Here is a 25718-nt window from a genome sequence, read left to right on the forward strand (position 1 = left end):
GATCAGCTCGTGAACGTCCCGGTGTACTGCAGGTTCCCCCGGAACTCCACGGCGACCGTGTCCGGGGCGACCGAGATCGTGTACGGACTCCCTGGCGGGAACGGACCCGTGATCTCCACGTTGCCGATATCGCCCGACTCCGCTCCGGCGGCCAGCTCGTTCCGATTCATCAAGGTGACGACGTTGCGCTCCCGGAAGGCGGTCCAGTTGGGCGACGCGTTCAGCACCGTGTCTTCGATGCCGTCGATCTCCGGCAGGAAGATGGTGATCCGGAGAGAATTGATCGGATAAGCGATCGTCGACGTCGCGCCGTTGTAGTTCGTGCCCGACAGATAGATCCCGGCGTTCTCGTAAGCGTTGCCGATGAGGTAGAGCGTCCCGCCGTCTTGCTCCGATGCGGCGGCGAGCGGCGTCGCAGCCGCGACGGCGACGATCGGGACTCCCCACGCGGCACCGCGGAGAACGCCCCGTCGGCTCACGCCCTGTGGTTCAGCGGATTCGTGCATGTTTCCCCCCGGAACGAACGATCACTCTCGAGTTTATGTCGCCGACACGCAGCGCGGCCTCGGGAACTGTGATCCGTCCCCGAGGCCGCGCTGACTTCGCTTTCGCCTACCCGCCGGCGCCGGTCAGCGTGAACGGCACGGTCGTGGCGTTGCCCGCCACGTCGTACACGACCAGCGTGTTCGCCCCGACCTTGGCGCCGAACGCTCCCGGCTTCACGAAGTTGAGGTCGGACCAGACGTTGTCGGTCAGATCCTTCGCCACTCCGTTGACCGTCAGCCGATCGACCTTGCCGCCGTCGTTGAGCTTGTACGACACCAGGCTGTAGGAGCCGTTGGCGCCCACGGTGTACTGGCCACCCTCCTTGACCGTCACGGCGGGAGCCGTGACGTCGAGCGTGAACTTCAGGGTGGCGGCGTTGCCCGCCACGTCGTACACGACCAGCGTGTTCGCCCCGGCCACGGCACCGAACACTCCCGGCTTCACGTGGTTCAGGTCGGACCAGACGTTGTCGGTCAGATCCTTCTCGACGCCGTTGAGGGTCAGTCGATCGATCTTCCCCTCGTCGTGGAGCTTGAACGACACCTTGCTGTAGACGCCGTCACGACCGACCGTGAACTCCGCGCCGCTCTTGACCGTCGCCGCGGGAGCCGTGGTGTCCGTCGCCGCCGCCGTGACCGAGAGGTCGCGCAGACGCCCGAAATTGTCGAACGAGCCGAAGCCCACCCGACCCTCGGGGAACGTCTTGTCGTTCGCGGTCATCAGCGGGGCGTCGAGTCCGTCGACGTAGACGGCGATGTCGCCGCTGTCCACGCAGCGGACCACGCGCACGTCGTGCCACTCCTCGTCGGTGACCGCCGGCGGAGCACCGACCGCGCCGTCCCACTGGTCGTCGATCCGCTCGCGGTCGGCCTTGTTCACCTTGAAGATGCCGTTGTGCGGGTAGATCGAGTTGTCCTGCGAGAGGTGCGCGTAGTAGTACTCCGTGTCCGACTTCCAGCCGAAGACGATGATCACGTCGCGGTTGTTCACGGATGCCTTCTCGTCGAGACGCACCTGGCCGGTGAGGTCGAACGATCCGAGCTCCGGTCCTTCGGTGAGGACGGCGTACTCGAACGGTCGGCGGATGCCGTCGTTCGGGTTGGTGCCGGCCTCGGTGAGCACGACCTCGTCGCCGGGGAAGTCCCACTTGGCCGGGGTCCGCGGCGCCCAGTCGCCCTCCGCCATCACGTCGGTGATGACCTCGCCGTCCGGCGTGCAGGTGGGCGGCGTCGGCGGTTCGACCGGCGGCACGGCGTACAGCGCGTACTGTGCGGCGACCTGCTCGGCCGTCGGCACTGTGTCGAGCAGCATGATGTCGTCCATCCGCCCGTTGAACGGGTTGGCCTCCTTCGTGTTCTGCGGGAAGCTGCCGCCGATCTTGATGCCGGCCGGTGCGGTGTCGGACGTGGATCCCTCACCCCACGGGTTGGCCGCGGTGTACTTCCCCGCCAGCTCCTCGCCGTTCATGAACAGCTTCATCTCGCCCGCCGCGAAGTCGAAGGTCGCCGCGAGATGCACCCACTGCCCCTTCTTGAGGATCTCGTTCCACGGCAGGTCGGCCGCGAACGTCCAGGAGCCGGCACCGTCGACACGACGCCCGAGCGCCACGAGCTTGAGCTCGCCGTCGACCGTGATGACCTCGAGCAGCGCCCGCACCGCGTGTCCGTCGGAGGTGCCGGTGAGCACGCCCGCGAGACCGATCGCGTTGTACACGTCGTCCGGATTCGCGGTCCCCGAGTTCAGGGCGGGGTGATCGCCGGTCGGCTTGAACCAGCCCATGACCGAGGCCTTGTCCGTACCGGCGAACGCGTCCAGCGACTCGACCCCGTTCGCGTTGTAGATGCCCGCCTTCCAGTCGTCGTTCGACGCGGTCCGCGGACTCATCTGTTGGGTCTGCAGCGCCTCGCCCGCACCGGGGTAGGCGCGGTCGGCGACCCGCATCTCGACCCCGCCGTTGATCAGCGAGATGTCGGTGCCGGAACGACCCTGGTCGACCTCGATCGTCGGCTTCGCCGCATCCGGGTGATCGAAGTCGTGGTGCGTGACGAGGTTCGGCGCGAGTGCGGGAAGGACGAACGGGTTCGACGGCTCATCGACCGAACGCGCCCCCGTGACCTTCCAGATCTTGCCGTTCGCCTTGGAGACGAGGTAGAGCTCGCCGTCGGCGTCGGAGCCGAACCGCAGGTCGACGCGCTTGTCACCGACCAGCTCCTGGAACGTGGTCTCCTCGCCGTCGGCGAAGACCCGCAGCTCCTCGATCGTGGCGAGGTCGTCGATATCGCCGTCGTTGCGCACCATCTCCTCGGCATCGGTGGACAGCACCCAACCGCGCACCAGATCGGTGAAGAGGTAGCGGCCCTGGAGTTCGGGGATGTCGCCGCGGTAGACGAATCCGCCGTTCACGGCCACTCCCGCATCGCCGGTCTGACCGGGGTCGCGGTTGTGGTCGTAGGCGGCCACCGGGTAGGTGAAGCCGTTCTCGGCGTCGTCCTTCGGCAGCGGGAAGATCTGCCGGTTCTCGGCCAGGAACGAGCCCTCGCGCACCGACCAGCCGAAGTTGTCCCCCGGCTCGACGGCGTAGACCGACTCGACCTGCCACTCGCCGATGTGCGCGAGATACATGGTGTGGTCGCCCTCGGTGTCCCAGCTGATGCGGTGCGGATCGCGCATGCCGACGGCGTAGATCTCCGGCAGCGCATCGGCGTCTTCGACGAACGGGTTGTCGGCCGGAACGCCGTACTCGCCGTTCTCGCTGTCGTCGCCCGTGGGGTTCACGCGCAGGATCTTTCCCTGGGGTGTGGCCAGGTCCTGCGGGTTGCCGTTGCCGACGCCGTTGCCGCCGTCGCCGACGAGGATGTAGAGGTTGCCGTAGTCGGCATCACCCTCCGACACCGTCGGGTTGAACGCGATCTGCTGCACGGTGTGCACGCGGCCCGCGAACGGGATGCGCATGACCTCGCGGTGCGTGCCGGCGAAGGTCGCCGCCGAGGGGTCATCGGCCTTCCACTCGGTGATCACACTGTGGAACGCGGTGGTGCCGAAGGCCGGGAAGTCCGGACTGTCTTCGGTCAGCGCCGTGCCGCCCTCGGTGTGCACGGTGTAGAACAGCCCGTTCTCGGCGAAGTCCGGGTGGAACTCGGCGGACCCGAGACCCGTGCCGAGCCCTGCGCTGTTGTGGAAGTTGTCGATGAACTCGTTCCGGACGTTGAGGTACGGCACGTACTCGCCCGACTCCTTGTCGACCAGATAGAGGATGTCGTTGTTGTCGGGGACCATCAGCCGGCCGGAGTCGTCCGGCACCTCGTCGAGGTGCGTGATGCGGTTGTGGCGCACCAGACGCTGGTCCTGCGTAGCCGGGGTCGTCTGCGACTTCGGAAGTTGAGCGAGCTCGGTCACCTCGATGCCGAGGTCGGCCAGCGCGGGGTCGGGGAGCGGATTGAGCAACGGCTCGTTCGCCGTGCCGCCCGGTGCGCAGTCGCCGGGGTTGCCGGTGGCGATCGCGAGGTTCTCCCCCGTGTTGTCGACGGCGACGTCGTCGAGCAGTAGACGTCCGGTGCTGGTGGCGCCGTTCTTCCAGAAGAACCGGTCGAGCGCGCCGTTCACCGCCTGGCGGAAGCCGAACTGCTGCTCGGTGCCCTCCGGGAGACGGGTCTGCTCCTCGTACGCGCCGCCCTGGCTGTACACGGTGACCTTGTCGGTGGCGTTGTCGGCGACGATCCACACGCACTGCCAGGCGTCCTTCGACCACACGCCCGCGGGCTTGAAGGCGCCGCCGTCGCGCACGCGCAGCACGTCGTCGTTCTGGTTGTTCACGTAGGCGCGGCTGTTCACGTAGTCGTTCGGCGCATCCACGTCGGTGAGGCCGAACGAGGTGTCGACGCTGCCGGTGCGCAGGAAGCGGAAGAACAGCGTGCCGGTATCGCCATCGGCGATGGCCGGGATCGCGCGATACGACTGCTGCCCGCCACCCACGGACTCGACGACCTGGTTGTTGCCGTTGAGCGGGTCGGCGATCACACGCGGAGCTGCAGACGACGTCCATCCGTCCTGCCCGTTCAGCGCGACGCGCTCGTACGCCTCGAAGTCGACCAGCTCGGTGAAGGGTTCCGCCGCGGCAGCGGGGGTCGCGGTGAGCAGGGCTCCGACGACGGCCGCCGCGGCGACCAGCGCACCCGTTCGTCGCACCCCGAAGGATCGAGGAGGAGGTGCTGCCGATCGAGTGCTCGAGCTCGCGGGTCGCATGGATCGTTCGTGCATCAGAAACCTCTCAACGTCGTCGTCGTGTGGTGTCGTGCCGATGGGTCGTGCCGCCTTCTCCGGGGCGGCACTGCAGCGGAGAAGGTGTGGAACGGTACTGCGGGTCGGGGGCGGAAACGCTTTCGCAAGCGCTTTCGTCGGATGGACGAGAAAGGCGGGAGGAGGCAGTCGCTGCCTCCTCCCGCCGGAGGTTCATCCCGCGTCGGGGACGGTGGGCTTGCCGCCGAGATACAGCGCGGCGAGGGTCGGATCCGCGAGGAGCTCGGATGCCGGGCCCGAGATGTGCACGCGACCGAGGTCGAGCACACACCCGATATCAGCGGTCTCGAGCGCCCGCCGCGCGTTCTGCTCGACGAGCAGCACGGCGGTGCCCGCATCGCGCATCCGCACGATCTGCTCGAACACCTTCTCGGTCGTCTTGGGGTCGAGGCCCATCGACGGCTCGTCGAGGAGCACGACCTTCGGGCTCACCATGAGCGACCGCGCGAACTCGACCTGCTTCTGCTGACCGCCCGAGAGCAGGCCGGCGAGCTGCTTCCACCGCTCCCCCACGATCGGGAAGAGGTTCTGCACGAAATCGACGCGCTCCTGGATGACCTTCTGATCCTTGAGGGTGAAGGCGCCGAGCATCACGTTCTCGCCGACCGTCATCTCCCGGAACACGCTGTGCCCCTGCAGCACGTGCGCGAGCCCGTGGCGCAGCATCGACTGCGGTCCCTCGCCGGTGATGTCGCGACCATCGACGCGGATGCTGCCCGAGCGGGGCTTGAGCATGCCGGATGCCACCTTGAGCACGGTCGACTTGCCGGCACCGTTGGGCCCGACGAGACAGACCACCGATCCGGGCGGCACTTCGACGGTGAGCCCACGGAGCACGAGCGCCGCCCGACCGTAGCCGGCCTCGATGTCGCGCAGCTCGAGCAGGTTCTTCGCTTCAGACTCCAAGGTAGGCCTCCAGGACTCGCGGGTCTTGCTGGATGATCTCAGGCGTTCCCTCGGCGATCTGGCGCCCGCGGTCGAACACCACGACGTGGTCGCACAGGCTCATGACCATCTCCATGTTGTGCTCGACGATGATGAACGTCTTGCCCTCTTCGTTGAGTTCCCGCACCAGGGTGGCGATGCGTCCGATGAGAGCGGGGTTCACGCCACCGGCCGGCTCGTCGAGCATGATCGTGTCGGGCTCGCCCATGAGCACACCCGCCAGCTCCAGCAGCTTCTGCTGGCCGTAGCTGAGATTGCGTGCCTCGGCGTGCTCGAGGTGGTCGATGCCGACGCGCCGCAGCCAGCCGCGCGCCCGCTCCAGCTCCTCCGGATCGTGCGCCGAGCGCAGCTGCTGGCGGATGCTGGTGCTGCGCACCGCCACGAGCAGGTTCTCCATCACGGTCATGCGAGGGAAGACCCGGCACAGCTGGAAGCTGCGGCCGATGCCGGCACGGGCGATGCGGTCGGGCGACTTGCGGGTGATCGCCTGCCCCCGGTAACGCACCTCGCCCGAGTCGGGCTTGATCATGCCGGTCACGCAGTTGAAGAAGGTGGTCTTACCCGAGCCGTTCGGCCCGATCAGACCGTTGACCTTGCCCTCCTGGAAGGTGACCGTCGCACCGTCGACGGCGGTGACGCCGCCGAAGGACTTGGTCATCTCGATCGTGCTCAGGCTCTCGAGCGTCGTGGGCTGTGCCGTGGGGGCGTTCATGACGACGTCTCCTTCGTCGAGGCATCCGCTGTTCGGGCCGACGCATCCGCCGCCCGCTTCTCGTTCTGCTCGAGCAGCTGGCCGGCGGTCAACTCGCGGATCGATGCCGCGTTCGACGACCGCGTGAACAGTCCCTTCACGGCGGGGATGATGCCGTCGGGCATGAAGAGCACGACGATGCCGAGCAGGATGCCGGTGGCGATGAGGTGGAACTGCGTGTCGCCGAACTCGAGCTTGAAGTACTCGAGCGCAAGACCGACGACGACGGCGCCGAGCAGCGGACCGAAGAGGTTGCGCACCCCGCCGAGCAGCGCCATCAGCACCATGTACGAGCCGATGAGGATCGAGAACTGGAAGATGGGATCCAGGTCTCCGAACCACAGCGCGTAGAGTCCGCCGCCCAGCGACACGAAGAGTGCCGACAGCACGTAGGCGATCAGCTTGTACCGCGTGGTGGGCACGCCGAGGGCCTGCGCCTTGTCTTCATCCTCGCGGACCGACTTGAGCGCGGTGCCGAACTTGGACCGGTCGATGATCCACCACACCACGAGCGCGAAGGCCAGCAGGCCCGCGAACAGGTAGTAGAAGATGCGGTGGTGCTCGGGCCGCAGCACGTCGAACGGACGCGGGACGTTCAGTCCCTCGGAGCCGCCGGTGACGTCGCGCCAGCTCTGGAACACCAGCAGCATGATGAGCACGAAGGCGATCGAGACGATCACGAACGAGGCGCCGCGCACCCGGAGGGCGGCGATACCGATCGGGATCGCGATGATCGAGACGAGCACGGCCGCGAGGATCCAGGCGACGAAGCCGGGCAGCGCCAGGTACTTGATGAGGAGTCCGGTGCCGTAGGCGCCGAGCCCGAAGTAGGCGGCGTGTCCGAGGGAGATGTAGCCCGTGAACCCGCCCATGAAGTTCCACCCCGTCGACAGCACGGCGTAGTTGAGGATGACGACGCCCGCCGACAGGATGTACGGGTTCGGGGCGATGGTCGGGAACGACAGGACGAGGGCTGCGCCCACGACGAGGAGGACGATCCGCACCCACTTCGACGACGAGCGCCGCACGGGGGCGGGAGGAGCGATCACGACCGTTTCGGTGGGGATCGGCTCTCTGCTAGAAACGCTGGGCAAGACGACCTCCGAAGAATCCTTGCGGACGGAACATGAGCGTGGCGAACAGGGCGACGTAGAACACCGTCTGTGCCCAGGTCGGCCCCAGCGGGAGCTGGAGCAGGCTCTGTGCGACGCCGAGGACGAGAGCCGCGATGGCGGCACCCGGGATGCTGCCGAGTCCGCCGACGACGATGATCGCCATGAGCGGTCCGATCCAGTGCCAGTGCAGCGACGGGTAGATCGTGGCGTCGAGCGAGAGCGCGGTGCCGCCGATCGCCGCCGTGGCGAGCCCGAGTCCGAACCCGTAGCCGGCGACCCGGTCGGTGTTGATGCCGACCAGTCGCGCGGCCTCGGGATGCTGGATCGTCGCCCGCAGCGCCTGCCCGAACTTCGTGTACTTCAGCAGCACGAACAGGAGCGCGAGGGCCACCGCCGCCAGCCCGAAGGCGATGAGCTTGACCACCGGCACCTGCGCGCCGAAGAAGTCGAGGCTCGCACTCGCGTACGGCAGGGGGATGCGGCGCTGGGTGCCGGTGAAGAAGAACCCGAGCGCCCCCTCGATGATCAGTGCCACGGCGAAGGTGAGCAGCACCGACATCATGGTCAGGGTCAGGGGCTTGAGCCTCGAGACGAGCAGTCGCTGCATCACGACACCCGTCAGGAAGAACAGGGGCACCGTGACGACGAGCGACACGAGGGGGTCGATGCCGGTCTCCCGGTTGAACCACCACGCGAGGTACGCGGCCAGGATGAGGAAGGCGGAGTGCGCGATCATGACGACGCGCATGATTCCGAAGTACAGCGTGAGCCCGGCCGCCAGGAGGGCGTAGAGCCCTCCCAGCAGGATGCCGAGGATCAGGCTTTGCAGCAGCAGTGCTCCACTCACGATGTGCGGATCACCACGTCGGCTTCGGGAAGAGGAAGTCGGCTTCCTTGACGTCGTCCGGGAGGACGATCAGGATCTCGCCGTCGATCCACTGCTGGATGAGGTGCGCGCCGGTGGGCTTGCCCGTCTCGTCCCAGCTGAGCTCGCCGACGACGGTGTCGACGGAGTTGTCGCGCAGCCAGTCGATGAGCTCCTGCTGGCACTCGCCCTGCTCGGCGCAGCCCGCGGCCTCGACCGCAGCGGCGACGACCTGACCGGTCGTGTAGGCGTTGGCCTCGTCCTCGGACGGCGGGTTGCCGTGCATCTCGGTGTACTTCTCGACGAACTCGATGTTGCTGGGGAACTGCGATTTCGGCGAGTAGCCGGTGGGAGCGAGGATGCCCTCGGTCGCACCGCCGATGGCAGCCGCGAACTCCGGGTTGGTCGGCGCGGTCGAGAACGCCGCGAGCTCCGGCTGATAGTTCAGCTGCTGCAGCGCGATGATCAGGTTGACGGCATCCTGATACTGCGTGCCGCCGATCACCATGTCGGCATCCGACTGCGCGATCTTGGCCGCGATCGTGGAGAAGTCGGTCGTGTTCGGCGGGTAGACCTCGTTCACGACGACCTCGACCCCGCCTTCTTCGAGCTTGTCCCTGAGGCCGTAGGCGGTGCCCTGCGCGAAGGGGTCGTCCATCGCGGCGACGGCGACCGTCTCGGGCCGCTCCTCCTCCGGAAGCGCGAGCAGGTAGTCCGCGAGGTTGTTGTAGTGGTCGTTCGCGATCGCGGGGGCCGCGTAGAAGAGGTTGTCGAAGCCCTGCTCGAAGACCTCTTCCGCCGCGCCGGCCGGCTCGACGAAGAGCATGCCGTATTCCTGGGCGACGCGCGCCGAGGGAACGACGAGTCGCGTGGAGAACGGGCCGAACACGAGGTCGACGCCGTCCTGTGCGATCAGCGACTCGTAGTCCGAGACCACGCGGTCGGCGTTGGACTGGTCGTCGAGGATCTTGAGCTCGACCTGGCGTCCGAGGAGGCCGCCGTTCTCGTTGACGATGTCGCGCCAGGCCTCGTAGCCTCGCTCGACGCCCTTGCCGGGTTCGGAGAAGTCGCCGGTGAGCGGCAGAGAGATGCCGATGACGATCGGATCGTCGGATCCACCCCCCTCCGCCTGATCGCCGGGGGCCGAGCAGGCCGAAACCGTGAGCGCGGCGATCGACAGCGTTCCGATCGCTGCCGCGATCCGTCGACCGTGTCTGGGTGCAGTCATCCGAGTCTCCTACGTCATCGTAGCGAAAGCGCTTTCGTAAGCGCTTCCGCCACTATAGTGGGACCGAAGAACGAAGAGCAACCTACCTCGCAATCAGCGTTGATCTTGCTCCACAAGGGGGAGGTTTCGTGAAGCGTGAAGGCGCGCCACGACTCATCGATGTGGCCGAAACCGCAGGGGTCTCCCTGGCGAGCGCGTCGCGGGCGATGACCGGAGGCTCCGGCATCTCTCCCGAAGTGGCGGCGCACGTGCGCGTCATCGCGAAGCAGCTCGGTTACGAACCCAACATGCACGCGCGAGGACTCGCCGGCGGGCTCGTGCCGACGATCGGCCTCGTGGTGCACGAGATCGGCGACCCCTACTTCTCCGACATCGCCAGCGGCGTGATCCGCAGTGCGACGCTCGAGAACCGGTCCGTGCAGATCGCCCAGGCCGACCGCACCCCCGACAGCGAGCTCGCGCAGGTGAAGTCCCTGCTGCGCCAGCGCGTCGGCTCGATCATCATCGCCGGTTCCGGGTACGCCGATCCCGGACGCGAGCAGGGCATGACCGAGGCGCTGCTCGACTTCACGCTGTCCGGAGGCCGTGCCGCGGTCATCGGCCGCCACCACCTTCCGGTCGACGCGGTACTGCCCGACAACCACCGGGCGGGCATCTCGGTCGGACGCCACCTCGCCGAGCTGGGGCACCGCCGGATCGGCGTCGTCGCCGGCCCGCTCGACCTCAACACGGTCGCCGACCGCATCGCCGGGCTGCGAGAGGGGACGAGCGACCCGGACCTGGAGCTCGTCATCGTCTCGCACGAGTTCACCCGCGAGGGCGGCATCGCCGGGGCCCGCGAACTGCTCGACCGCGACGTCACCGCCATCGTGGGCCTCAACGACGCGATGGCCATCGGCATCCTCAGCGAACTGCGACAGCACGGCATCCGTGTGCCGGAGGAGATGTCGGTCGTCGGCTTCGACGACATCTCCGTCGCGCCGGATGTCGCGCCCGCCCTCACCACCGCGCGCATCCCGATGTTCGAGATGGGGCAGCACGCCGTCTCGCTCATCCTCCGCCCGGCGAGCGACGAGGCGCGGACGATCGAGACCGCGCACGAGCTCATCATCCGGCAGTCGTCCGGCCCGCCCCGCGGCTGAGCCAGTGCCATGACGACCGCTCGAACCCGATCGCGGCGGGTTGAAGACACGATCCGAAGCGCCGAGATCGAGGGCCTGGAGGTCACGCCCGAAACGCGCGCTGACGCCGACTCCTACGCGGACGGCACCATCGATTCGGACGAACTCGTAGACCGGGTACGAGCCCGGTATGGACTCTCCTGAGTTTCATCAGACGCGCCAATAGCGGCGGGACAAATATCCGTTTCGACGGACTTTCTGTCTAAAACGGATATTCGGTCAGGAGTTGCCGGCGGTGGTGTTCAGCTTCTTCATGACCTGGTTGATCGTGAACGACGCCGACTCCTGCCGTGCCGGGAACTCGGCGAGCGACTGCAGCATGCGCGCCACGTACGCCTGGGCCGGCACGAACAGGAAGATGCGGTCGATAACCCAGTCCCAGTAGGTGTTCGACGTGATGTCCGCCCGCTCGAACGGATCGGTGCGCAGGTTGAACAGCTTCGGGAACCGCAACTCGATGTACGGCTCCTGCCACACCAGCAACGTTCCCGCGGCGCGCTGCTCCAGGAACACGAGCTTCCAGTTCTCGAAGCGGAGCGCCGTGAGGTCGCCGTCGTCCGAGACATAGAAGAAGTGTCGACGCGGACTGTGCTCGACCGCACCCGTGATGTAGTCGAGCTGGTTGTGGCCGTCGAGATGCACCTTGTACTCGGTGCCGTGCAACTCGGTCCCGGACTTCAATCGCTCGGCCACGTCGTCGTCGCCGACGGCCGCGAGCAGCGTGACGAACCAGTCGTTGTGACTCACGATGCCGTTGAGCGTCGTCCCCGCGGGGATGTGCCCGGGCCAACGGACCATCGCGGGCACCCGGTAGGCACCCTCCCAGTTGGAGTTCTTCTCGTTGCGGAACGGGGTCATGCCCGCATCCGGCCAGCTGTTCATGTGCGGGCCGTTGTCGGTGGAGTACATGACGATCGTGTTCTCGGCCAGTCCGAGCTCGTCGAGCAGGTCGAGCAGACTGCCCACGACATCGTCATGGTCGAGCATCGTGTCGTGGTAGTTCGACTGCCAGCGTCCCGCACGCCCCTTGCTCTCTTCCTTGGTGTGCGTGCGGAAGTGCATGTGCGTCGAGTTGAACCAGACGAAGAACGGGGTGTCATCCTCGGCCTGCGTGCGGATGAAGTCGGCGGCCGCGTCGCGGAACTCCTCGTCGACCGTCTCCATGCGCTTCTTCGTCAGCGGACCGGTGTCTTCGATGCGCTGCGTGCCGTCACCGTTCGCCCAGGAGTGCAGCACCCCGCGCGGCCGGAACTTCTCACTGAACCCGGGGTACTCCTCATCCGTCGGGTAGTCCGGGTGCTCGGGTTCCTCCTCCGCATTGAGGTGATAGAGGTTGCCGAAGAACTCGTCGAAGCCGTGGGCGGTCGGCAGATGCTCGTCCCGGTCGCCGAGGTGGTTCTTGCCGAACTGTCCGGTGGCGTAACCGTGGTGCTTGAGCGCGTCGGCGATGGTCGGGTCCTCGGGCTGGAGGCCCAGCGGGGCCCCCGGCATCCCCACCTTCGTCAAACCGGTGCGGTACGGGTTCTGCCCCGTGATGAAGGCTGCCCGCCCCGCCGTGCAACTCTGCTCGCCGTAGTAGTCGGTGAACTTCACGCCCTCGTCGGCGATGCGGTCGATGTTCGGCGTCCGATAGCCCATGAGACCGTCGGAATAGGTGCTGAGGTTGCTGATGCCGATGTCATCGCCCCAGATGATGAGGATGTTGGGCTTCTCGGCCATGAGTGACTCCTAGCTTCGACCGGTGAGGCGGGCACGTGCCCTCGGTCGAAGCCAAGCAGTATTCCGGGCGTGCGCCCAGGGGCCCTCACACGGAGCGGGTGAGGCGGAATCCGATGTGCGACATCCCGGTGTCCTCGGCCTGCGGCGAGCGCGCGGCGGGCCTGAAGCGCAGGCAGTAGTCCGGGGAACAGAGGTGCGATCCGCCCTTGAGGACGCGCCGCGGGATGTCGGGGAAGCCCTCCTGCGCGCTGGCGGCGGCGAGCAGGTTCGTGCGCTTGCCGGCATCGACCGGGGTGTCCGAGAGGCGCAGGTGACGCGGGGTGTAGAAGTCGGTCGTCCACTCCCAGACGTTCGCGATCATGTCGTAGAGGCCGTAGCCGTTGGGCGGGTACGAGCCGACGGGCGCCGTGCCGCCGACGCCCTGATTGTCGTACGGGAAGCGTCCGAGCCACGAGTTCGCCTGTGCGACCCCGTCGGGGTACGCCTCGTCGCCCCAGGCGAAGGCCGCACCCTCGAGTCCTCCCCGCGCCGCGTATTCGTGTTCGGCCTCGGTGGGCAGCCGCATCCCCACCCAGTCGGCGTAGGCCACGGCATCCTCGAACGCGATGTGGACGACCGGATGCTGCAGCCGGTCATCGATCGACGAGTCAGGGCCGAACGGCTTGCGCCAGAACGCCCCGGGCTGCCAGCGCCACCAGTTGCGCCAGTCACCCAGATTCGTCGGACCGGCGGTCGGAGCGAAGACCATCGCCCCGGGAACGAGGTCGGCGGGATCGGCTCCGGGGAACGCGGCGGGATCGAGCTCTCGTTCGGCGACGGTCACGTATCCGGTGGCGTCGACGAACTCGGCGTACTGCGCGTTCGTCACCTGATAGCGGTCGATGAAGAACGACTCGACCTCGCGCTCGTGCGCCGGCCGTTCGTCGGGATAGAAGTCGTCCGAACCCATCAGGAACGTGCCGCCGGGGATGTGGACCATGTCGCGCGAGTTCGTCACGAGACTTAGCGTAGTGTTCGGCCGCGGCGGGAGGACCGGGAGTATTCCGGCCGGCGGATCCGGCGCTCAGCGGGTCGCGTCGAAGGCCCTGGTGCTCCCCCACAGCGGGCGGAACGCCAACTCCGCTGCGCCGACGAGCAGCCGGTCGGAGCCGAGTTCGGCGGCGCGGATCGCGACCGCGGCAGCACTCTCGGGCATCGCCAACCGCGAGACCTCGTCGACCAGCAGGTCGTGCGCCCCCTCGTCGACGAGCGCCAGGAAGCCACCGAGAACAACGAGAGCCGGATTGAGCACGTTGACCGCGTTCGCCAGAGCACTTCCGAGGATCTTGGCCTGCCGCACCAGTTCCGCGTGCACCTCGGGCGCCTCCGTGGCGGCGAGGGCTGCGGCGAGCTCGTCGTCGTCGGCGTCGTCGAGCCCGAGCAGGTCGAGGAGGTGCCGACGATTCACCTCGTCTTCGAGCACGCCGTCGTCGGTGCGGCGGTCGGCGCCGTCGATGCCGGGCCGGTTGTGCCCGAACTCGCCCGCGTAGCCGCTCGCGCCGGTGGCGGCCAGACCATGGATCACGAGGCCACCACCGATGCCGGAGGCGCCGCCGTTGAGGTAGACGAGTTCGTCGATACCCCGGCCGGCGCCGAAGAGGTGTTCGGCCAGCGCGCCGAGGGTCGCGTCGTTGTCCACTGCGGTGCGGATGCCGGTCGCCTCGTGGATCAGGGCGGCCAGCGGCTCGTCGGTCCAGCCGAGGTGCGGGGCGTTGCGCACCACGCCGTCGGCCGAGCGCACGAGCCCCGGCACGGCGACGCCGATACCGATCACGGCGCAGTCGGCGAGAGCATCCGCCCGCCAGCTTTCGAGGCGCTCGGCGACGAGAGCGGCGACATCGGCCGTCGTCGGCGGACCGGTGTTGACGATGCGCTCGCGGACGCGGATGCTGCGGTCGAGGGCGACGGCGGCGATCTCGACCGCGTCGACCTCGGGGTGCACGCTGATCGCGACGACGTCAGCCGAAGGCGCGACCACCGGAGAGGGGCGACCGGCTCGCGCCGAGGATTCCGGCGGCCGCTCGTCGACGAGTCCGGCGGCGACGAGCTCCGCCACCAGCGCGGCGATGGTCGAGCGGTTGAGGCCCGTGGCCTCGGTCAGGGCCGAGCGGGAACGGGGGCCGTCGTGGTGGACGATCGAGAGGATCCACGCCAGGTTCGCTTCGCGGGAGCGTGGGGCAGCGGATTCAGGGGGCACGTTCCCACTTTAGGGGTGCGGATGCCGCCTGTCATCGGTTATGTTGTGAAGCACAACTTATTGCGTCCGTGCATCCCGCACGCCCGCAGCATTCGCAGAGGAGCGATCATGCCCAACCCCACCCGCGACGACAAGTTCTCGTTCGGACTCTGGACCGTCGGCTACAACGGCACCGACCCGTTCGGCGGTCCGACCCGTCCGGCGCTCGACGTCGTGCACGCGGTCGAGAAGCTCGCCGAGCTCGGTGCCTACGGCCTTACCTTCCACGACGACGACCTCTTCGCCTTCGGATCGACGGATGCCGAGCGCCAGAACCAGATCGACCGCCTCAAGGGCGCGCTCGCCGACACGGGCCTGATCGTGCCGATGGTCACCACGAACCTCTTCAGCGCCCCGGTCTTCAAGGACGGCGGCTTCACCTCGAACGACCGCCAGGTGCGTCGCTTCGCGCTGCGCAAGGTGTTCCGCCAGCTCGACCTCGGTGCCGAGCTCGGCGCCAAGACCTTCGTCATGTGGGGCGGCCGCGAGGGCGCGGAGTACGACTCCGCCAAGGACGTGCGCGCGGCTCTCGAGCGCTACCGCGAGGCCGTGAACCTGCTCGGCGACTACGTGACCGACAAGGGCTACGACATCCGCTTCGCGATCGAGCCGAAGCCCAACGAGCCCCGCGGCGACATCCTGCTGCCGACGCTCGGCCACGCGATCGCGTTCATCGACTCGCTCGAGCGCCCCGAGCTCGTGGGCGTGAACCCCGAGGTCGGGCACGAGCAGATGGCCGGACTCAACTTCACCGCCGGCATCGCGCAGGCGCTGTTCCACGGCAAGCTCTTCCACATCGACCTCAACGGTCAGCGCGGCATCAAGTACGACCAGGACCTGGTGTTCGGCCACGGCGACCTGCACAACGCGTTCTCGCTCGTCGACCTGCTCGAGAACGGCGGCCCCGGCGGGGTTCCGGCCTACGACGGTCCGCGCCACTTCGACTACAAGCCCTCGCGCACCGAGGACGAGGCCGGCGTCTGGGCCTCGGCCGCGGCGAACATGCGCACGTACCTGCTACTGAAGGAGCGCGCCGCGGCCTTCCGCGCCGACCCCGAGGTGCAGGAGGCCCTGGCCGCCGCGAAGGTCGCCGAGCTCTCCACCCCGACGCTGAACGACGGTGAGTCGTACGACGACTTCCTCGCGGACCGCTCGGCCTACGAGGACTTCGACGCGAACGCGTACCTCGGCGGCAAGGGCTTCGGCTTCGTGCGCCTGCAGCAGCTCGCCACCGAGCACCTGCTCGGCGCGCGCTGAGTCCGGCGATGGCACTCGTCCTCGGGGTCGACTCCTCGACCCAGTCCTGCAAGGTCGTCGTCGTCGACTCCGAGACGGATGCCGTCGTCCGCTCCGGCCGCGCTCCGCATCCCGATGGCACGTCGGTCGATCCCGAGGCGTGGTGGGTCGCGTTGCAGGCGGCCATCGCGGATGCCGGTGGCCTCGATGACGTCGAGGCCTGGGCGATCGGCGGGCAGCAGCACGGCCTGGTCGCCCTCGATGCCCAGGGACGCGTCATCCGCGACGCCCTGCTGTGGAACGACACTCGCTCCGCGCAGGCGGCGGAAGACCTGATCGGCGAGTTCGGGGCCGCAGCCCTGGCCGATCGCACCGGACTCGTGCCGGTCGCCTCGTTCACGATCACGAAGCTGCGCTGGCTGCGCGACCACGAGCCCGAGAACGCGGCTCGTGTCGCCGCCGTCGCTCTGCCGCACGACTGGCTCACGTGGCGGCTGCGCGGGTTCGGTCCTGAGCGGCCCGACCTCGACGAACTCGTGACCGACCGGTCGGATGCCTCGGGCACCGGCTACTGGAACCCGGCGACCGGCGAGTACGACCGCGAGTTGCTCGTCGCCGCCCTCGGCCACGACGTGATCCTGCCGCGAGTGCTCGGACCGCGCGAGTCCGTGACGGACGCTGCGTCGCGTCGCGTCGCCCCCGGTGCGGGAGACAACGCCGCCGTCGCGCTGGGCCTGGGAGCCCGGACGGGCGATGTCGTCGTCTCGATCGGCACCTCGGGCACGATCTTCGCCGTGACCGACCGCCCGGTGGCGGAACCGACCGGCATCGTCGCGGGCTTCGCGGATGCCGACGGCGGCTACCTGCCGCTGGTCTGCACGCTCAACGCCGCGCGCGTCCTCGACGTGATCGCGCGCCTGCTCGGGGTGGACCACGACGGGCTGAGCACGCTCGCCTTGACCGCCGAACCCGGCGCCGGCGGACTCGAACTCGTGCCGTACTTCGAGGGCGAGCGCTCCCCCAACCTGCCCGATGCCACCGCGAGCCTGACCGCCATGACGCTCGCCTCGACCACCCGCGAGAACCTCGCCAGGGCCGCCGTCGAGGGCATGCTCGGAGGGCTGCGGTTCGGGCTCGACGCGCTGCGGGAACTCGGCATCCCCCTGGAACGTGTGCTGCTCGTGGGCGGGGGCGCCCAGTCGCAGGCCGTCCGCGAGATCGCCCCGCTGGTGTTCGAGCTGCCGGTCGAGGTGCCGGAGGCCGCGGAGTATGTCGCCGTCGGCATGGCACGTCAGGCGGCCTCGGTGCTCTGAGAGGATCGGGGGATGATCACCGTTCACCTGCGCTACGAGATCGACCCCGACAAACTCGACGACTTCGCCGAGTACGGTCGCACCTGGATCCGGCTCGTGGCCAAGCACGGCGGCACCCACCACGGCTACTTCCTGCCGAGCGAGGGCGACAGCGACGAGGCGTTCGCACTGTTCACGTTCCCCTCCCTCGCCGAGTACGAGGTCTACCGCACCGCCTCGAAGACCGACCCGGAGTGCGTCGAGGCGTTCGACCTCGCGCGCCGGACGCAGTGCATCCGCCGCTACGAGCGCCGCTTCCTGAGCCCCGTCTTCGACGGAGCGTAGCGATGGACGCACCGGCGATCGACGTCACTGCGCTCACGAACGTCGCCACCCTGTCGACCCCGCGTCTGCGGCTCGAGCCTCTGGGCGTCGCCCATCTCGACCACGTGTGGGGGACGCTGTTCGATGAGGAGACCCTGCGACTCACCGGCACCCGTCAGACCTTCACCCGCGAGAACGTCGTGCGGCATCTCGACTCACTCGCGAACCGTGACGATCGCGCGGATTGGGCGATCATCGACCTCGAGACCGAGGAGTACGTCGGCGAGATCGTGCTCAACGAGTTGAATGAGGATGACGCGTCGATCAACTTCCGCATCATGCTCGCCGCCGGCCGCCCGGGTCACGGCTACGGCACGGAGGCCACCCTGGCCGTTCTCGACTACGCGTTCGACCGGATCGGGGTGCACCGGGTCGAGCTCGACGTGTACTCGTTCAACCCCCGCGCGCAGCGCTCCTACGAGAAGGCGGGCTTCCGGCACGAGGGCAGGCAACGGGACACGCTGTTCTGGGACGGCGAGTGGGTCGACTCCATCCTCATGGCGGTGCTGAGCACCGACGAGCGGCCGGCCGCTCCCTGGGCGTGAGGCCGAGATCCCTCGCATACGCCGAGGTTGCGTGCCGTACGCACCTCGCTATGGCGCAGAGCCGCCGTCGGGGTCGCCGATGGCGTCGAGCCCGAGGTGCCGCTGCAGCGCGGTGGTGATGTCGTCGACCTGCGTGAGTTGTTCGGGTGTGAGCGCGTCAACGAACAGGGAGCGGATGGCGCGGAGGTGCGGCACGTTCGCGGCCCGGAACGCGTCGGCTCCGGTCTCGGTGAGAAGCACGTCGACGCCGTGCACGCCGTCGGCGCACGGGACTCGTCGGATGAGTTCGCGCTTCTCCATCCGTCCGAGGTGGTGTGACAGCCGACTGCGCTCCCAGTCGATGAGGGCGGTCGTTGGCTCCCCGACAACCCGACCTCCCGCTGCACATACGCGGCCGACTACGTGAACATCGCGTCCCGATGGACCATCGCCGTCGATGCTGAAGACAAGACCACTCTCATCGCAGAACTCACGCGCTGCGCGGGACGCTAGGCGATCGGATCCGTGGCGAGATCTGACTGCTGTACGGGGTGAGTGAGTCCGTACCGCGTGGTCACGGACTGGACCACCTCGAGAATCCAGTTTGGTGCGTCGGGTGCAACATATACCGCGGAGATCAAGGTAGTGAGGTCGATCTCAACTGGAAGCACAGGATCTTCAGGGCCGATGCCGATCAAGGATCCCGGCTCAGTAGGGTGGGGCATTGTTCGCCCTGTGAGCATGATCATCCGAACCTCTCGTTCGTGCGAAAAGCTCTCTCGCTTGTGCATGAACGCGTCGAAGATGTTCCCCTCCGGGATGAAGGAACTGTTGTAGTCGACGTACTTCACCTTCGCCCCGTAGACCTGGCGCTCAGAGCGGATGCTCGCCTTCAGGTTTCCCCACGTTGAACGGACGGCGACGCCGCGCCCCTCTCTCTGGTAGATGTCCCACATCGCGGCAGATTCCACCTCTGACAGGTGCCAGCAGTTCATGTGAACGCCTTCGATGAGGTTCCGCCGCCGGGCATCCCGGTCGGCGAAGATCTTCTCGTAATGCTCTCCGTACATCTGAGGGCGCAGTTGCACATTCATCTCACCGTACGAGCCTTCCCATCGATCACTCATCTGGTCCGCCCGGGCGAAATGCAGAGAAGAGTTCTGGATGAGTGAGAGGTACCGGGCAAGATCCATGTACCGCCAGACCGCATTGTTGTCGGATGGCGTGTCGAGAAAGCTTGGGTGGTCTTCGTCCATGAACACCGTTCCACGCTAGCGCTACATGCCCGGCTGTCGTACGGACTGCGACGGGTCTTGGCGTGGCTGATGGCTAGCCTGCGAGCACGAAACCAAGCCGCGGGTTCCCGCTCCGTGGTCCGGTTCCTCGACTCGAGCTCATTGGCTCAGCCAAGGGAGCTCGTCCTCACCGTCGCGCTTCAGCGAAACCGCATTTTCCACGAGTTGGATGAAATCGCGTAGATCTGCGAAGTAGTTCGGGTACGCGTCCTTGAGGTCGTCGACATCATCGATGGCGACGAAAAGAATGTCGTAGTAAGGGTCGTCACGGACGTGTCGCTCCAGAGACTCATACTTTCGAATGGCCTCCTCTCTGTCCGCCGAGGAGTGGATCGTGATGAAGGTCTGGCGAATGTCTAGATCGAGGACCAGATATCTACCCTTGTACTCACTGTCGCTGGTGACGTGTCGGAATGCGCCGAGGCGCTTCAACACGTCGTACTCATCTTGGATTTGCTGAAGTCTCTTGCGACGCTCGCGCGCGTCTACGGGCACCCCCGGGACACCCGGCAGCCCTTCCGCGGCCGCCAACTCCCCGCTCATGAGCGCGAAGAATTCTCTCCACCATGGGTCGCCTGCCCCAGACTTGAGACGCTGCCCTGTGAAGAGATCCACAGTCTCCACCGCCGTTGCCCAGGTGTGCTGGATCCGGGTGCGGATCTGCACTTCGACTCGCAAGCCTTCCCAGGGGGTCGATGGCCGGGTTCCGTACGCGTGAACGAGGTGCACAGAGCGATACCCGTCCGGCTTCGGGTCCGTGAGGTAGTCCTCCTGGCCGGTCATCTGATGCTCACCAGGCCGGTCGAGCAACTTTTGCTGCAGTGCGCGAACGTCTGCGACGCGGGGAACGATGACGCGCACTCCGCCGAGGTCTTGAATGGTCGAAAGTTGCATGTTTTCAAAGCGCTGCAGCTTCTTCTCGATCGACGGCATTCGCTTCAGACGTTGAACGACACTCGACCCTTCAAGGCCCTTGGTATAGCGCCGCATCCGCATCTGCCAGGTGTTCATCGGGTAGGCATGCGCTCGTCGCCACGCCTCTGCCACGGTCAACGCTTCCGCTCGAGATGCTGGATCCGCGTCTGGATCGCGTAGCACCTTGCCCGCCCGCAGGACGCTCTTTTTTGAGCCTTCGTAGATCCCCCATTTTCCAGTCGAGGTCATGTTCCAGCCTTCGTCTAGGTGATGGTGATGTGGAATCGATCAGCGACTACCTTAAGGGGCTCGCTGGACGCTTCGATCTGGTTTTCGCTGGCGATGCTGACGCCGCCCAAGGGAGGGGGCGTGCCTTCCGGCAGCCAGAGCGCTCGACACCATCCGCCGCCATGCTTGCTCGGGAACTGGATCCCGCGGGGAGATGATCCGTCCTCCAGGGTGGCGGTGCGGATCACGTCAGCAATGGTCGTGGTCACCATACGGTTTTCACTCGTGAGAGCGGAGAGGGTTAGCGCGGGGATTCCCTGTCGAGCGAGCCAGTTGGCCATTGCGCCGCCTCCTGCCGCTTCGATGGCAGAGATGGATGCCGGGTGGTGCACGTCGACGAGCCAGCCTGGCTCGCTCATTTCCACCTCGAACACCCGGCGAGATTTCCGCCATGATGCGGGGATCGCCCCGACACCCTGGAAATCCGGCTCGATCAACGCCCAGTCCTCAGCTATCCAGGCAACAGCCTCTGCCCGGTCCACACCGAGCATGTCGGCGATCTCCTCCAGCGAGTCGTTCACACCGTTCGGCAGTTTGAAGCCGGCGAGGACCTCGGCATAGGCGGTCTCGACGTTCTCCGCAACGTAGAAGGTCTCACCGATGACATCAAAGCGGCCCCAGTCCTGGCGGTGGTTGTCTGCAGTTCGCACAGCGGCGGACGGTTGGCGGTACTTCAATTTGCCCACGTGGAACCCCACCGAGGGCCCCATGGGGACTAGCCGGAGTCCGGTGACCGTGCAGGTGCGCGCGTGCGGACTCACTCGTCGACGTCGCCGTCGACGAACGCCTGAGCAGCCCGACGAACCTCTGCGTGTCGGTCGTCACGGATCGCAGCGACAGGCGATTGCTCCGACAGCAGCGGGTTCCCGCCGATGAACCAACGACGCGCAACGCCGGGACCCTCAGCGTCCTCGAGCTCTCGCCAGATCTGATGCGCGAACTGCAGCCTGTTCCACGCTGCCGAGCGAGGCTCTGCGCCGTCCGGCTTGGCCCACTCGTACGGCTGCGCACGATTCTTCGAGCCCGCCAAAGCTGCGACCAACGTCGTGCCGAGGCCGGCATTCAGCTCTCGCACCAGCTCGTGCGGCTCGTAACGGCTCGTGTCGCGATGCCTCTGAACCACGGTTGAAGTGACCATGCGGATATCGTACATCTTCCCGACGCTTCACGGTTAAAGACCTGAGTAAAAAACAACAGAAGAACAACCGATAATAGGTTTTATGTCAACTTAAGTTGACGCTGAGCCTTCGGACAGACCTGTTTCACCAATGAATCGGAGGAACCGCCTCGCCCTGCGACGAGTCTGCGGAGCAAACTGTTGACGATCGCCGACGTTCTCATTCAGATCGAAGGAGACAAGCATCATGTCACGCTGCAAGTCCTCGACAGCTGCCTTCACGATGCTCATGCTCATGGGGCTTACTCGCAGCGCGGCTTGCAACGGCTCGTCTCTTTTCCCTCCTCGAATCCCTGGCGCGGCGGCCTGCCCCATCCCGTTGGCTTCAAGCCATGCTGCGGGGTCGCAGTAGAACGCCAGTAACCACACATGAACGTCGCTGTACCTTTCGGTGAGCTCGAGGAACATCTCGATCTCCGCCTCTTTGATGTCCCCAAGAACAGCAGTGGCGGCGGCTCGCGCGAGACGTGCTCGCTTCGTATCGCTGGCCGACTCGGACGCTACGCGGGAGCACCGTTCGAACGCTGCAAGGTATTCGTCCGAGTCGAAGACCTCCTCGATCGGCGGGCGCTTCTCCGATTTTTCCCACAGCTCCTTGATCGCAGCCACCACAGCAATCATGAACTCGCGATCTCGCGCAGCCTTTCGCCGCGTCATCTTATAGTCGATGGCGCGAGCCGCAGTCGGTCCAACCCCCGGCACTAACTCAACAAGCGATGACACGAAATGTGCCGTCAACTCGCCCGCGCCGTCGTCCGGAGGAATAGTCAAGTTGCTCTCAGTCACCGCTCGAGCATCCCACGCCCCGGGACGCGAAAACACGCGCAGGAGTCGAGGCTTCTGCAGCATCGTTCACGCGCTATAACAGCGCAGCCTTCGTCTGGCAAGCCTGGGGGCGTCCGTAGACGACCCGAGCAACGGGCCCCGCTACTCGGGTTGCACCGCCTTGTACGCGGCGGTGTACGCCTCCTGGGACAGAGAGTTCCGCCAGCCGTAGAACGCCCGACTGGACTCAGGGAACTTGTCGTCGTGTGCGGCGGCGTACGCTTGCTGGTCACGTTCGCGCTTCTGCCAGTCAGCATCGTACTTTTCGGTGTTCGCGATCTTCACCGCGGAGACCACCGATCGCCAGGGGTAGAACCGCCCCGGATCGGCTTCGATGTCGTGGATTTCGATCTTGCTGTTGTCTTCGGCGAACAGCGGCATGCACCGCCCTCCGTGGCTTTACACGAGGATGCCGGCGAGATCGGCGAACGTCACCCGCCCCTGCAGCCCATTACGGGGTCGACGAGGATCGTCCTCGTCGTCACGAGTGAACGGATATGCGTCCTCCGTCACCTCCACGTTGACAACGTCTCCGAAGGTGAAGTACTCCCCCACGCCCATCTTGGCTCCTTCCGCGCGGCAGTCCCACCGCTCACTCCCCGAAACCGTACACGGAGGCCGGCACGAGGGTGCGGACTCACTCAGGCATCGTAACGACGGACACTGCGCCCCCACCAAGCGCGTACAGCACCGGTCGTCAAAAGCGAATCTTCGAATCTGAGCCTCAAAGCGCATACTTAACTATCGTCTACGTGTTCGGTTTTGGAGGCCTGGATGTTCGCGATCGCGCCGCGGCTGCTCGACGCCGCGTCGGTGGCGTCGCTGATGGCGGCGCCCGTCGCTGTGGCGTGCGGGGTCCCCTCCCGCGCAGGACCACTACGACGGTCCGATCGATCTGACGGACATGCTCGTCGACGACCAAGCGGCAACGTTCATCGTCCGCGCCTCCGGGCACTCGATGACGGGGGCCGGGATCAGTGACGGCGATGAGCTGCTCGTCGACCGCTCCAAGCGCGCTCAGCATGGGGACATCATCGTCGCCGTCCTCGACGGCGAGTTGACCGTGAAGCGACTCGAAGTCACTCCCCTCGGCATCGTGTTGAAGTCCGAAAACGCCGATCATTCGGACATCGTGGTGGCCGAACTCAGCGACCTGCAGGTGTGGGGCGTGGCCACTTACTGCATCCATCACCTGCGGTAGCGACATGCTCGCGCACGTGGACATCAACTCCGCATACGCCTCCTTCGAGCGGGTGTTCAACCCACGCCTGGCCGAGGTGCCACTGGTCGTGTTGAGCAACAACGACGGAATGGTGGTCGCCGCCTCGCGGGAGGCGAAAGCACTCGGCCTGGATCTCGGCAAGCCATGGTTCGAGCTGCGCCCACACGCGAAGCACATGGGTGTCGAGGCAGTGTCGTCGAACTATGAGCTGTACGGGGACATGTCCCGGCGGGTGATGGACGTCCTGGAGCGGTTCACCCACGAGCTGGACGTGTACTCGATCGACGAGGCGTTCCTCACCATCGACAGGCGCACCGCGGCGGACGTCGACGCGATGCAGGCCCTCGGCCGATACATCAAAGACACCCTGCATCGTCTCCTCGGTGTGCCGGCGTGCGTGGGGATTGCCCCGACGAGGACACTGGCAAAGCTAGCGAACAGGACCGCGAAGAAGGTTCCCGTGTTCGATGGGGTGTGTGCATGGCCGGCCACTCGTGAAGACTGGCGGCAGCGGCTCATGGAGGCGCTGCCGGTGTCAGAGGTGTCGGCCATCGCCGGTCGGCTGGAACGACGCCTTGGCGGCTACGGGGTGCGATCTGCATGGGATCTCGCGACCGCGGATCCCGTGCAGGTGCGGAAGTGGTTCAACGTCGTCGTGATGCGCGCCGCGCTCGAGCTGCGCGGCGTCGCCTGCATCGGACCGGAAGAGGACCGCACCGGGAAGAAGGACCAGCTCATCGTGTCCCGGTCGTTCTCCGAGAAAGTCACGACCGTGGCGGGCATCCGGCAGGCACTGTCGGTGTACGCACAGCAAGCGGCCGCGCGCCTGGTGAAGCACTCGCAAGTCGCGCGCCGTGTGGACGTGTTCGCCGGCACCAGCCACTGGACCGAGCAGAAGCACTACCCGTCAACGCGCGTGCGGCTCCCGTTCCCCACTGCGGATCCTGTCGAGCTCACCCGCGCCGCACACCAGCTGCTCCCCCAGATCCAGGACGACTTCCGGTACGCGCGCTGGCCTCATGCTCACCGACCTTCTGCCCGCCGGTGTAGACACGCCCCTCGAACCGTTCCGGCAGCCCCACGAGGATGCCGGGATCGCCGCGCTCGTCGCCGGCGTCCCGAAGAGGGCCGGCACGGATGCCCTCGGCCTCGGATATGGCGGATTCCGCCCCGGCCCGTCCTGGCAGATGAAACGCGGCACGCTCACACCCCGCGCAACAACGCACTGGGACGAGCTCGTGACGGTGCGCGCCTAGGTCGAGCGCCCGGTGCACACCCTACGATCGGAGCGTGAAAGTGTTGAGGATCATTCTGGGTGGACTGGCTTCGTTCGGCGTCGCCGTCTATGTAGCTGCCATCACCATTCGGGTCGACGAATTTCATCCGGGACCCTGGCTGTTCTGGCCGTATGAGTGGCTGTGGTGGCTGGCCATCCCAACGCTTCTCGTTGCGGGAGGTTTTGTGATTGTGTCCGGGTTGGAACCTCGCAGACCCCCTGCGCATAAGGCTGTCGACTCAACACCGCGAGCTACTGCGACTCAACGCAGTAGCGGCATCCGGATCGCGACACCGTGGAAGGAGCACGCCGGCATCCGGTCACATCGCAACCTGAGCACAGGCGACAGAAATCTCAAGTGGG

General features: G+C 66.6%; 26 protein-coding genes. 8 read left to right on the forward strand and 18 right to left on the reverse strand.

Features of this window, described 5'->3' with window-relative positions:
* Positions 1–2 precede the first annotated feature (2 nt).
* The 7 genes from GZ67_RS19890 to GZ67_RS0116235 all read right to left on the reverse strand — a co-directional run bounded on the left by GZ67_RS19890 (position 3) and on the right by GZ67_RS0116235 (position 9746).
* Positions 3–479: a hypothetical protein gene (locus tag GZ67_RS19890; protein ID WP_036303511.1), complete on the reverse strand. Its 477-nt coding sequence runs from the start codon at positions 477–479 to the stop codon at positions 3–5.
* Between the two features lie 133 nt (positions 480–612).
* Positions 613–4731 (reverse strand): PQQ-dependent sugar dehydrogenase, encoded by a 4119-nt coding sequence (locus GZ67_RS0116210; protein WP_231481834.1) that lies wholly within the window; start codon positions 4729–4731, stop codon positions 613–615.
* Positions 4732–4995: 264 nt separating this feature from the next.
* The gene (locus tag GZ67_RS0116215) at positions 4996–5748 is read right to left on the reverse strand and encodes an ABC transporter ATP-binding protein (protein ID WP_029262176.1); all 753 of its coding nucleotides are present in this window, start codon (positions 5746–5748) and stop codon (positions 4996–4998) included.
* On the reverse strand, positions 5738–6499 hold the full coding sequence (locus tag GZ67_RS0116220) for an ABC transporter ATP-binding protein (protein ID WP_029262175.1): 762 nt from the start codon (positions 6497–6499) through the stop codon (positions 5738–5740). Before GZ67_RS0116220 ends, GZ67_RS0116215 begins: the two co-directional genes overlap by 11 nt.
* The gene (locus tag GZ67_RS0116225; protein ID WP_231481836.1) at positions 6496–7587 is read right to left on the reverse strand and encodes a branched-chain amino acid ABC transporter permease; all 1092 of its coding nucleotides are present in this window, start codon (positions 7585–7587) and stop codon (positions 6496–6498) included. The genes GZ67_RS0116220 and GZ67_RS0116225 overlap by 4 nt, the downstream gene beginning before the upstream one ends.
* A gap of 28 nt (positions 7588–7615) precedes the next feature.
* Positions 7616–8500, reverse strand: coding sequence for a branched-chain amino acid ABC transporter permease (locus tag GZ67_RS0116230; RefSeq protein WP_029262173.1), 885 nt, complete (start codon positions 8498–8500; stop codon positions 7616–7618).
* Between the two features lie 10 nt (positions 8501–8510).
* Positions 8511–9746, reverse strand: a complete 1236-nt coding sequence (locus GZ67_RS0116235; RefSeq protein ID WP_197021047.1) for an amino acid ABC transporter substrate-binding protein — start codon at positions 9744–9746, stop codon at positions 8511–8513.
* A 128-nt stretch (positions 9747–9874) separates the two neighbouring features.
* Here GZ67_RS0116235 and GZ67_RS0116240 point away from each other — a divergent pair, with 128 nt between their 5' ends.
* Both GZ67_RS0116240 and GZ67_RS20885 read left to right on the forward strand, forming a co-directional pair.
* Positions 9875–10888, forward strand: a complete 1014-nt coding sequence (locus GZ67_RS0116240; protein WP_029262171.1) for a LacI family DNA-binding transcriptional regulator — start codon at positions 9875–9877, stop codon at positions 10886–10888.
* 9 nt (positions 10889–10897) lie between these two features.
* Positions 10898–11071 (forward strand): antitoxin VbhA family protein, encoded by a 174-nt coding sequence (locus tag GZ67_RS20885; protein WP_168380834.1) that lies wholly within the window; start codon positions 10898–10900, stop codon positions 11069–11071.
* Between the two features lie 75 nt (positions 11072–11146).
* On the opposite strand, the gene GZ67_RS0116250 is transcribed toward GZ67_RS20885, so the two are convergent.
* From GZ67_RS0116250 to GZ67_RS0116260, 3 genes are all read right to left on the reverse strand, one after another.
* Complete coding sequence (locus GZ67_RS0116250) at positions 11147–12646, reverse strand: arylsulfatase (protein WP_029262170.1); 1500 nt, start codon at positions 12644–12646, stop codon at positions 11147–11149.
* Between the two features lie 85 nt (positions 12647–12731).
* Complete coding sequence (locus GZ67_RS0116255; RefSeq protein WP_029262169.1) at positions 12732–13625, reverse strand: formylglycine-generating enzyme family protein; 894 nt, start codon at positions 13623–13625, stop codon at positions 12732–12734.
* Between the two features lie 84 nt (positions 13626–13709).
* Positions 13710–14882, reverse strand: coding sequence for an ROK family protein (locus GZ67_RS0116260; protein ID WP_029273947.1), 1173 nt, complete (start codon positions 14880–14882; stop codon positions 13710–13712).
* A 108-nt stretch (positions 14883–14990) separates the two neighbouring features.
* On the opposite strand from GZ67_RS0116260, the gene xylA reads away from it, so the two are divergent.
* The 4 genes from xylA to GZ67_RS0116280 are packed head-to-tail and all read left to right on the forward strand — an operon-like array spanning position 14991 to position 18378.
* A complete protein-coding gene (xylA, locus tag GZ67_RS0116265) occupies positions 14991–16178 on the forward strand; it encodes a xylose isomerase (protein WP_029262167.1) in 1188 nt (395 codons plus the stop codon).
* A gap of 8 nt (positions 16179–16186) precedes the next feature.
* Entirely contained in the window at positions 16187–17470 is a 1284-nt protein-coding gene (gene xylB / locus GZ67_RS0116270; RefSeq protein ID WP_029262166.1) for a xylulokinase, read from the forward strand.
* Positions 17471–17482: 12 nt separating this feature from the next.
* On the forward strand, positions 17483–17794 hold the full coding sequence (locus GZ67_RS0116275) for an NIPSNAP family protein (RefSeq protein ID WP_029262165.1): 312 nt from the start codon (positions 17483–17485) through the stop codon (positions 17792–17794).
* A gap of 2 nt (positions 17795–17796) precedes the next feature.
* Positions 17797–18378: a GNAT family N-acetyltransferase gene (locus tag GZ67_RS0116280; protein WP_029262164.1), complete on the forward strand. Its 582-nt coding sequence runs from the start codon at positions 17797–17799 to the stop codon at positions 18376–18378.
* A gap of 48 nt (positions 18379–18426) precedes the next feature.
* Here GZ67_RS0116280 and GZ67_RS0116285 read toward each other — a convergent pair whose 3' ends face one another.
* The 8 genes from GZ67_RS0116285 to GZ67_RS20630 form a co-directional block, all read right to left on the reverse strand.
* Entirely contained in the window at positions 18427–18678 is a 252-nt protein-coding gene (locus GZ67_RS0116285; protein ID WP_051662594.1) for a hypothetical protein, read from the reverse strand.
* A gap of 188 nt (positions 18679–18866) precedes the next feature.
* Positions 18867–19619 (reverse strand): DUF2971 domain-containing protein, encoded by a 753-nt coding sequence (locus GZ67_RS0116295; protein WP_029262162.1) that lies wholly within the window; start codon positions 19617–19619, stop codon positions 18867–18869.
* A 132-nt stretch (positions 19620–19751) separates the two neighbouring features.
* On the reverse strand, positions 19752–20816 hold the full coding sequence (locus GZ67_RS0116300; RefSeq protein ID WP_081860032.1) for a RelA/SpoT domain-containing protein: 1065 nt from the start codon (positions 20814–20816) through the stop codon (positions 19752–19754).
* 14 nt (positions 20817–20830) lie between these two features.
* Positions 20831–21553, reverse strand: coding sequence for an RES domain-containing protein (locus GZ67_RS20265; RefSeq protein ID WP_168380833.1), 723 nt, complete (start codon positions 21551–21553; stop codon positions 20831–20833).
* 59 nt (positions 21554–21612) lie between these two features.
* Positions 21613–21993 (reverse strand): hypothetical protein, encoded by a 381-nt coding sequence (locus GZ67_RS0116310; protein ID WP_029262159.1) that lies wholly within the window; start codon positions 21991–21993, stop codon positions 21613–21615.
* Between the two features lie 90 nt (positions 21994–22083).
* Positions 22084–22818: a hypothetical protein gene (locus tag GZ67_RS0116315; RefSeq protein WP_029262158.1), complete on the reverse strand. Its 735-nt coding sequence runs from the start codon at positions 22816–22818 to the stop codon at positions 22084–22086.
* A gap of 141 nt (positions 22819–22959) precedes the next feature.
* The gene (locus GZ67_RS0116320) at positions 22960–23238 is read right to left on the reverse strand and encodes a hypothetical protein (RefSeq protein ID WP_029262157.1); all 279 of its coding nucleotides are present in this window, start codon (positions 23236–23238) and stop codon (positions 22960–22962) included.
* Positions 23239–23256: 18 nt separating this feature from the next.
* A complete protein-coding gene (locus GZ67_RS20630; RefSeq protein WP_156027135.1) occupies positions 23257–23418 on the reverse strand; it encodes a hypothetical protein in 162 nt (53 codons plus the stop codon).
* Positions 23419–23761: 343 nt separating this feature from the next.
* On the opposite strand from GZ67_RS20630, the gene GZ67_RS19900 reads away from it, so the two are divergent.
* Both GZ67_RS19900 and GZ67_RS19905 read left to right on the forward strand, forming a co-directional pair.
* Positions 23762–24058 (forward strand): LexA family protein, encoded by a 297-nt coding sequence (locus GZ67_RS19900; RefSeq protein ID WP_331280465.1) that lies wholly within the window; start codon positions 23762–23764, stop codon positions 24056–24058.
* A 4-nt stretch (positions 24059–24062) separates the two neighbouring features.
* The gene (locus GZ67_RS19905) at positions 24063–25373 is read left to right on the forward strand and encodes a Y-family DNA polymerase (protein ID WP_442921958.1); all 1311 of its coding nucleotides are present in this window, start codon (positions 24063–24065) and stop codon (positions 25371–25373) included.
* Positions 25374–25718: the final 345 nt, after the last annotated feature.

The organism is Microbacterium sp. Cr-K20 (assembly GCF_000708325.1).
GTDB lineage: Bacteria > Actinomycetota > Actinomycetes > Actinomycetales > Microbacteriaceae > Microbacterium.

Coding starts and splice junctions, on each gene's coding strand:
- GZ67_RS0116220 (WP_029262175.1), bottom strand. CDS start 6,499: ATGAACGCCCCCACGGCACAGCCCACGACGCTCGAGAGCCTGAGCACG.
- GZ67_RS0116235 (WP_197021047.1), bottom strand. CDS start 9,746: ATGACTGCACCCAGACACGGTCGACGGATCGCGGCAGCGATCGGAACG.
- GZ67_RS20885 (WP_168380834.1), top strand. CDS start 10,898: ATGACGACCGCTCGAACCCGATCGCGGCGGGTTGAAGACACGATCCGA.
- GZ67_RS0116250 (WP_029262170.1), bottom strand. CDS start 12,646: ATGGCCGAGAAGCCCAACATCCTCATCATCTGGGGCGATGACATCGGC.
- GZ67_RS0116255 (WP_029262169.1), bottom strand. CDS start 13,625: ATGGTCCACATCCCCGGCGGCACGTTCCTGATGGGTTCGGACGACTTC.
- xylA (WP_029262167.1), top strand. CDS start 14,991: ATGCCCAACCCCACCCGCGACGACAAGTTCTCGTTCGGACTCTGGACC.
- xylB (WP_029262166.1), top strand. CDS start 16,187: ATGGCACTCGTCCTCGGGGTCGACTCCTCGACCCAGTCCTGCAAGGTC.
- GZ67_RS0116275 (WP_029262165.1), top strand. CDS start 17,483: ATGATCACCGTTCACCTGCGCTACGAGATCGACCCCGACAAACTCGAC.
- GZ67_RS0116280 (WP_029262164.1), top strand. CDS start 17,797: ATGGACGCACCGGCGATCGACGTCACTGCGCTCACGAACGTCGCCACC.
- GZ67_RS0116285 (WP_051662594.1), bottom strand. CDS start 18,678: ATGGAGAAGCGCGAACTCATCCGACGAGTCCCGTGCGCCGACGGCGTG.
- GZ67_RS0116300 (WP_081860032.1), bottom strand. CDS start 20,816: ATGACCTCGACTGGAAAATGGGGGATCTACGAAGGCTCAAAAAAGAGC.
- GZ67_RS0116310 (WP_029262159.1), bottom strand. CDS start 21,993: ATGGTCACTTCAACCGTGGTTCAGAGGCATCGCGACACGAGCCGTTAC.
- GZ67_RS0116320 (WP_029262157.1), bottom strand. CDS start 23,238: ATGCCGCTGTTCGCCGAAGACAACAGCAAGATCGAAATCCACGACATC.
- GZ67_RS20630 (WP_156027135.1), bottom strand. CDS start 23,418: ATGGGCGTGGGGGAGTACTTCACCTTCGGAGACGTTGTCAACGTGGAG.
- GZ67_RS19900 (WP_331280465.1), top strand. CDS start 23,762: ATGCTCGTCGACGACCAAGCGGCAACGTTCATCGTCCGCGCCTCCGGG.
- GZ67_RS19905 (WP_442921958.1), top strand. CDS start 24,063: ATGCTCGCGCACGTGGACATCAACTCCGCATACGCCTCCTTCGAGCGG.